The organism is Shewanella sp. (assembly GCF_013214165.1).
Lineage (GTDB): Bacteria > Pseudomonadota > Gammaproteobacteria > Enterobacterales > Shewanellaceae > Shewanella.
In genome coordinates this window covers 23478-29987 of record NZ_JABSSM010000053.1, presented here as the reverse complement: position 1 = coordinate 29987, position 6510 = coordinate 23478, and the positions used below count along the sequence as shown (strand labels likewise).

At 36.9% G+C, this 6510-nt stretch carries 7 protein-coding genes and 1 pseudogene; 5 read left to right on the top strand and 3 right to left on the bottom strand.

Annotated features, from left to right (window positions below; genetic code table 11):
- The first annotated feature begins 26 nt into the window (after positions 1 to 26).
- Both tnpB and HRU42_RS14715 read left to right on the top strand, forming a co-directional pair.
- The gene (tnpB, locus tag HRU42_RS21195) at positions 27 to 143 is read left to right on the top strand and encodes an IS66 family insertion sequence element accessory protein TnpB (protein WP_367227189.1); all 117 of its coding nucleotides are present in this window, start codon (positions 27 to 29) and stop codon (positions 141 to 143) included.
- A gap of 55 nt (positions 144 to 198) precedes the next feature.
- Entirely contained in the window at positions 199 to 891 is a 693-nt protein-coding gene (locus HRU42_RS14715; protein ID WP_295032074.1) for an IS6 family transposase, read from the top strand.
- Between the two features lie 110 nt (positions 892 to 1001).
- Here HRU42_RS14715 and HRU42_RS14710 read toward each other — a convergent pair whose 3' ends face one another.
- From HRU42_RS14710 to HRU42_RS14700, 3 genes are all read right to left on the bottom strand, one after another.
- Positions 1002 to 1844, bottom strand: coding sequence for a hypothetical protein (locus tag HRU42_RS14710; RefSeq protein WP_295032073.1), 843 nt, complete (start codon positions 1842 to 1844; stop codon positions 1002 to 1004).
- 8 nt (positions 1845 to 1852) lie between these two features.
- On the bottom strand, positions 1853 to 2881 hold the full coding sequence (locus HRU42_RS14705) for a hypothetical protein (protein ID WP_295032072.1): 1029 nt from the start codon (positions 2879 to 2881) through the stop codon (positions 1853 to 1855).
- Positions 2882 to 3139: 258 nt separating this feature from the next.
- Positions 3140 to 3604 carry a hypothetical protein gene (locus HRU42_RS14700; protein WP_295032071.1) on the bottom strand — a complete coding sequence of 155 codons (465 nt, stop codon included), beginning with the start codon at positions 3602 to 3604 and terminating at the stop codon, positions 3140 to 3142.
- 423 nt (positions 3605 to 4027) lie between these two features.
- On the opposite strand from HRU42_RS14700, the pseudogene HRU42_RS14695 reads away from it, so the two are divergent.
- The 3 genes and pseudogenes from HRU42_RS14695 to HRU42_RS14685 form a co-directional block, all read left to right on the top strand.
- Positions 4028 to 4402 (top strand): annotated as a pseudogene (locus tag HRU42_RS14695) (Tn3 family transposase); the annotation flags it as partial.
- A 198-nt stretch (positions 4403 to 4600) separates the two neighbouring features.
- Positions 4601 to 5167, top strand: a complete 567-nt coding sequence (locus HRU42_RS14690; RefSeq protein ID WP_295032070.1) for a recombinase family protein — start codon at positions 4601 to 4603, stop codon at positions 5165 to 5167.
- A 380-nt stretch (positions 5168 to 5547) separates the two neighbouring features.
- Positions 5548 to 6495, top strand: a complete 948-nt coding sequence (locus HRU42_RS14685) for an ATP-binding protein (RefSeq protein ID WP_295032069.1) — start codon at positions 5548 to 5550, stop codon at positions 6493 to 6495.
- Positions 6496 to 6510 lie beyond the last annotated feature (15 nt).

Below are 6510 nucleotides of genomic sequence, written 5' to 3'. Positions count from 1 at the left end.
TGTTTCAGCAGCTACCTCATGTTTATCTGCATCGAGAGCCCGTGGATTTTCGTAAATCAATAAATGGCTTAGCCATCATCGTTGAGCAACAACTGTCGCTACAGGCCACCGACGGCAGCGTGTTTGTTCTGTCGCAAAGTTGACGAAGTAAGCTAAAGTGTTGATGATGTTCAGACATTAATTTGGAGCATCCACTGCATGACACTTAACTTCTCAGGGCGACATTATCCGTCGGATATCATCATGCAGGCGCTTCGCTATTACCTAGCCTACAAACTCAGTTACCGTGAAATTGAGGAGATGTTCGCTGAGCGAAATATCCATTTTGACCACTCAACCCTGAGCCGTTGGGTTATCAAATATGCGCCGCAACTCGAAGTCATATTCAGGAAGAAAAAGCGTCGAGTATCTGGCTCGTGGCGAATGGATGAAACCTACATAAAAGTTAAAGGTCGGTGGGTTTACTATTATCGAGCCGTGGACAAGTACGGCGCTATTATTGATTTCTATTTAAGTGAAACCCGTGATGAGACAGCGGCACAAGCGTTTTTCAATAAAGCCATCAACCAGCACTGCTTACCTGAAAAGGTGGTCATTGATAAAAGTGGTGCTAATGCCGCAGCATTAGATACTATCAATATTCGTCTTTGGCTGTCTGGACATATGCTGTTTATGATTGAGGTTTTGGCCGTTAAATATTTGAATAATATTGTCGAGCAGAGTCATCGAAAAGTGAAGGGGAAAATGCATCAATGTCTAGGTTGGAAATCTTGGGAAGGGGCTGAGTCGACACAGGCAGGCGTTGAGCTTTGGTCCATGATTAAGGTGGGACAAATGGATACCACTGAAAATATGACACCATGGGAGCTATTTTATTCTTTGGCGGCCTAGTTGTGTCTGAGGAAATCCGTTTCCTCAATTTATAGTGGCTAGATCTCAGTTTGCGACAGAACCGGATATAGCTCTTCAAAAAGAGGAACTATATCCTATAAAAACAAAAGTCAACTTTTTGTAGATAGTTCAAGATATTTTAATTTTTCTAAAACTTCACTTTTCTCAACACGGCCACCATTAATCCACTTATTAGACAGATCTTGAATAGTAGAAAGCATCTGATTATCCAAATAATTTGTTATATTCAACAAAGCTAAATATGTTTCTTCTGGATAAAGAACTTTTATTTCCAAAGATGTTGACAACCAAAATAGTCTAGATATATCACCATATTCATTAGAATCATCCAATGAATACTCTGCTAGAGTTTTAATTGCAACATCAGAAAAAAGAGAAGACATTTCTAGCCACATTTTTTTTTCATCTGATTGTTGGGGCATAAGCAAAGCCAAAAATAATTTTGATTCCTCATAACCATTTTCAATACCATCCCTATAAATTGCTGCTTGAGCGCCGTAGGATATTGTTGGGATACCTGAACATTGCTTCATTTGGAATTCTAAAGCTTCCACATCAAAACCTTCATCATTACCATGCTTTAATATATCACTTTGAAATTCGTCATGATTTTTCGGAATGGCATTGCATAGGTTCACAATATTGAAATACTCTGAAACCCTAGAATAATCTTTTCGTTTAAATAAAGAATTAATTTCAAAAAAAACAGTATTAATATCTACTCCATCATGGCTAATTACTGCTGGAATTACATCTGTCACAACTTCAGTATTGATAGTTGAATCTGCTCTTTCATCTATGTCTATGTAAGTTTTATCATTGCCGTTAATAAAAACGATTTCCTCTGAATCACTTTTAATATATAAGCTCGGCAATACTTTATAAAAACAAATAATAGCCACAATAATTAATGCAAAAGCTACTTTTTTCATACACTTTCCTAAGGTATTTGCTCACCATTACAGCTATAGCAATAAGGAGAAATAGTTACACTGTAGTTAGTGGAATCAGATAAACCACCATCACTTACAACTAGATTAACATTGTAAGTTTTGGATTTTATTTCTGGAGTCCATACACCAAAAGATGCAGTTCTACCATATTTAGTTGTACCATTCATAGTCCATTTATATGTCAATGGATTATCATTAGGATCGGTAGAATTGGACGCGTTAACAAAAATAGTTGTAGAACGTTTACCTGGAGATCTTGAAACGTTTATTTTTGCAGTAGGTGCACTATTGGGTTCAACCTTAACTAGTGCAACGTCACAACTTTCCCTAAATAAATCATCAGAAGTTTTCAGTTTAAAATCCCAGCCACCATTAAGGCCAGTAAAATCCCCCTTCAGAGAGCCACCATATGAAATAAAAAAAGAAAATTCATTAACGTATACAATAGAGGAAAGGTCATAAGTACCTGTTTTTAAATAAGTATGTACACCTTCGCGGTTATCACCCTCTTTATTATACTGTTTGATTCCATCACCATAAGCAAAGAAATAGAATGAATCTGTTAATAAATCAGTTAACCCACCATGTTCATGGGCATGAATAACAAATGGAACCCCTTCGTTTGCCGTATATTCTTTAAGAGAATAATTTTTACGGTTTATTGAGTTGTAATAAGTATAATAACCTGAGGGACCTGATACAAAAGGAACTTCTTTATATACCTCTTCTGTTGTGCATAACTTTTTAAACCTATCCCCCCAATTTTCCCATATATGAAACCGGTCATTATAATAAGATTCTTCTGAAGCCATAAAGCCCTGTTTCATAAAGTAATTATTCTCAGTATAATAATAACCATTCCATATAGGTTCTGGCGTTGTGCGTTCCAATACATATTCTATTGAATTTTTATCACCAAAAAAATGGTCATAAATCATCACAAGCGCATCCCATCGCTCATCTGCAATGGATTGTGTAGGAACGAATAATAGAGGAAACAATAATAACTTTTTCATTTAAAATCCTTTTTATTTAAAACTCACATGTTTTTTTCTTGTCAGACTTATTTATTAATTCAGACAAAACACTTAAAACACCATTGATAACATTTGTTATGCCAGCTCTGCTATTTTTACGGGAATTTGCTTTTGAATTTTCTTCTTCTATTCTTTGATTGCTATCATTTGCACCTATAATAAAAGTACAAGCAGAATGTTCATCTATTGATGAACATGAACATATAAGTATTATGGGTAGAATTAATACATATATTCTCAAAACTGGTAGCCTATTTGAAAAGCGGCATTAAGATCACTATTACCATCCAAAGTAAGGGTACTACCTAAGCCGAGGTTAAAACCAGGTTGCTTAATACCATTAAAAAAATAAACATATGATATGCCTAAACCATAAATAGCAGAATTTTCTTTTGTATCATTAATAATTTTTGATTTAGTCCCCACAATACCTGCATGCGCCCCTAAACCATGCTTGCCATTTTCATCAAATATCCCAGTTCTGATATAGCCAACTCCCACACCGCAAGTAGCGCCAGCTACTGAAGAGTATGAATCACATCCTGCAGAAAAATACGACATATCAATATCACTTACATACGCAACATTAGCTCCTAAACCACTATGGAGAAGACCAACACCAATACCTATAGAAACATCGTTTTCTGCCGCTTTTAAACTCGAGGGGATAAGAAAAATAAATAAAATGCAAAACAATTTCATAAGACTATTCCTTTAGACTAATTAATTAATCGATGAAATGATAACCTAAAGCAACAAAGGGTGGCAAACAAAAAACAATAAAAAAACAATAGCTAACAATCTCGCTACATAGGTATTAATGTGTATTAATCAGTAATTACCTGTCTCTAAGCTTTAAATACATGTATGTAGTGGAAAATACTTTAAAATGTGGCTGTTCTGACAGAAGTATTACATGGGTTATCTAAAGATGGTTTATTATCTCGAGAGAGTTGATGTGCAGTCTAAGTCCATATATTCGGGCCATATATTGCGATTCACTCAGTGTGCTTTGAGTATGGAAATTACACCTTTACGTTTAGAGCCTAAACCAGTCTCTGTAAGAGCTTGAAGTTATGTGCAAAGGCAATGTGACAACAAATACACGTATGCTTAACATTCCCCTATTTGCGAGATCCACAAATAGAACGAAAGGTCCATCGTTCACAAAATCGTATTGAGTCTTACCATCAATTACGATCGTCAGTGGCGCAAGTCGGCGGGAAGAAATAGTTAACAGGTCTCACAGATGTAGAGCTGGAAATTAGTAACCAGTGTGGTCGACTGATCTCTGACGCCATTGTTTACTACAACTCAGCTATTTTATCGCGACTACTGAGGAGATTTGAAAAAAGTAATAATACTAAGGCAATCAAAATAATCACATCTATATCCCAAGTAGCCTGGCGTCACATCCTGTTAAATGGGCATTACACGTTCCAGAGTAATGGGGAGATAATCGACCTTGAGAAGCTGTTGGCAGAGCTAGAATTGGTGTAACGGAAATTTCGGCGGTTCCGGCTTACACCCCCTATTAGGCGACATCGTGTCGCACACGGTTTCGTACGCTAAGGTTTTTTCGTCCGATAATTTATAAATTATCAGACATGCTAAAACGCTTCCATTAAGGTGTCTATTAAATCGATATTTTGAGATAATAGACACATACTGTCCGACAATCGATTTAGGAGACATTTCATGCGGCTTTTTGGCTACGCAAGAGTATCGACCAGTCAGCAATCTCTCGATATTCAACTCAAGACTCTCAAAAATGCCGGTGTTAAAGTCAGTCGTATTTTTAGCGACAAAGGCTCTGGCAGTAATACTAATCGAAAGGGTCTTGAACTGTTACGGATCAAAGTAGAGGATGGCGATGTCATCTTAGTAAAAAAATTGGATCGTCTTGGCCGCGATACGGCCGACATGATTCATTTAATAAAGGAATTTGAAGAACAAGGTGTTGCAGTGAAATTCCTAGATGACGGCATCAGTACTGAGGGGGAGATGGGTAAAATGGTTGTCACTATTTTATCCGCAGTAGCCCAAGCAGAACGTCATCGCATTTTGGAACGAACAAATGAAGGACGGGAGGAAGCTAAGTTAAAAGGTATCAGGTTCGGTAGGAAACGCACGATCGACAGAAGCCTAGTTCTATCTATGTATAGCCAGGATATTGGTGCTACGGAGATCGCTAATCAATTAAAGATTGCGCGATCAACAGTCTATAAAATTATTGATGACATGAAAAAAGACAACACAGCATAAAGCTTGTCTTGAGGACTCACAGTGTTAGTCAGTGCCTTTTACATGGTGTCTATATGCCGCGCTGTATTTGAGATGGTCCATTACAGGTATACTTTATTTGCACTGGTCGATTGCAAGTTACCAAACTCATTTCTGCCCCATTCCTAGTTAGAGTAAAAATTCAATCGCACTTCATTTGTCGAAGTTTGCCATAAGTAATCTTATGCGAAATAAATAAGTAGCGCTTGATCCTATTGTAATTACCAGTTCGTAAGATATGGTAAGCATATAAAAATGCAAAAATATTAAGCATTAAATGATAACGTGATACGCATTATGTTTTTGTTTGTATGAGACAGATAGTATATTTGGACTTTCTTGCATTGTGAGTGGCTAACCTAATGACGCATATCGTAAAAATTAAGCTTAAGAATTTCAAAAAATTTAGTAAATATGATATCTCCTTTGATCCTCAAAGGAATATTCTTGTCGGTGATAATGAAGCCGGTAAGAGTACGATACTGACAGCTATAGAGCTTGTACTGAGTGGAAGTAAAAGCAAAGTAGATAGTTTTGGGGTTGAGGCTCTGCTCAATGCTGAATCTATTGCGGATTTCCTCAGTGGAGAGCAAACGATTCCCAACTTACCGATACTTCATATAGAGCTATTTCTTAGTGATACTCAAAATCCAGATCTTAATGGAAGATGTAATAGCTTAAATACAAATGCCGATGGACTTAAGCTCATTTGTGAACCAAACGAAGAGCTAACTGCTGAAATCCAACATGCGCTAGATTCTGATGGGGATAACTTTCCATTTGAGTTCTACGTTGCACAATTCACAACATTTAGTGGTGAAGGGTACTCTGGATATAGGAAGTTTCTCAGATATCTTGCAATGGATAGCACCCAAATTAATAGTGAGTATGCTAACAACCAATACGTAAAATCAATGTATGAAGCGACTGTTGAGGAGCCATTAAGGTACAGCCTAAAAAACGAATATCGACAGCAGAAAATCGCATTTAAAAATGATAGATTACAGCTTATAAATAATGAGTTAGGAGACTATGATTTTGCAATTCGTTCTAACTCAAAATTCAATCTAGAAACCGACTTAACTCTTACTGAAGATGGGATTCCAATCGAGAATAAAGGTAAGGGAAAGCAATGTTTTATCAAGACCGTTTTCGCACTTAGGGAGCGAGAAAAAAAAATAGGACAGGCACATCTTTATTATCTGCTATTGATCACGCCTATCGTCGCCTTAGCCGTGTCTAGCCTGACACAGGGAGCCTGTTTGAAGATGACCACCGGTCTGTGTATTCGAGCTTTGGTTTTGGTTTGAGATTAGTGATATTTG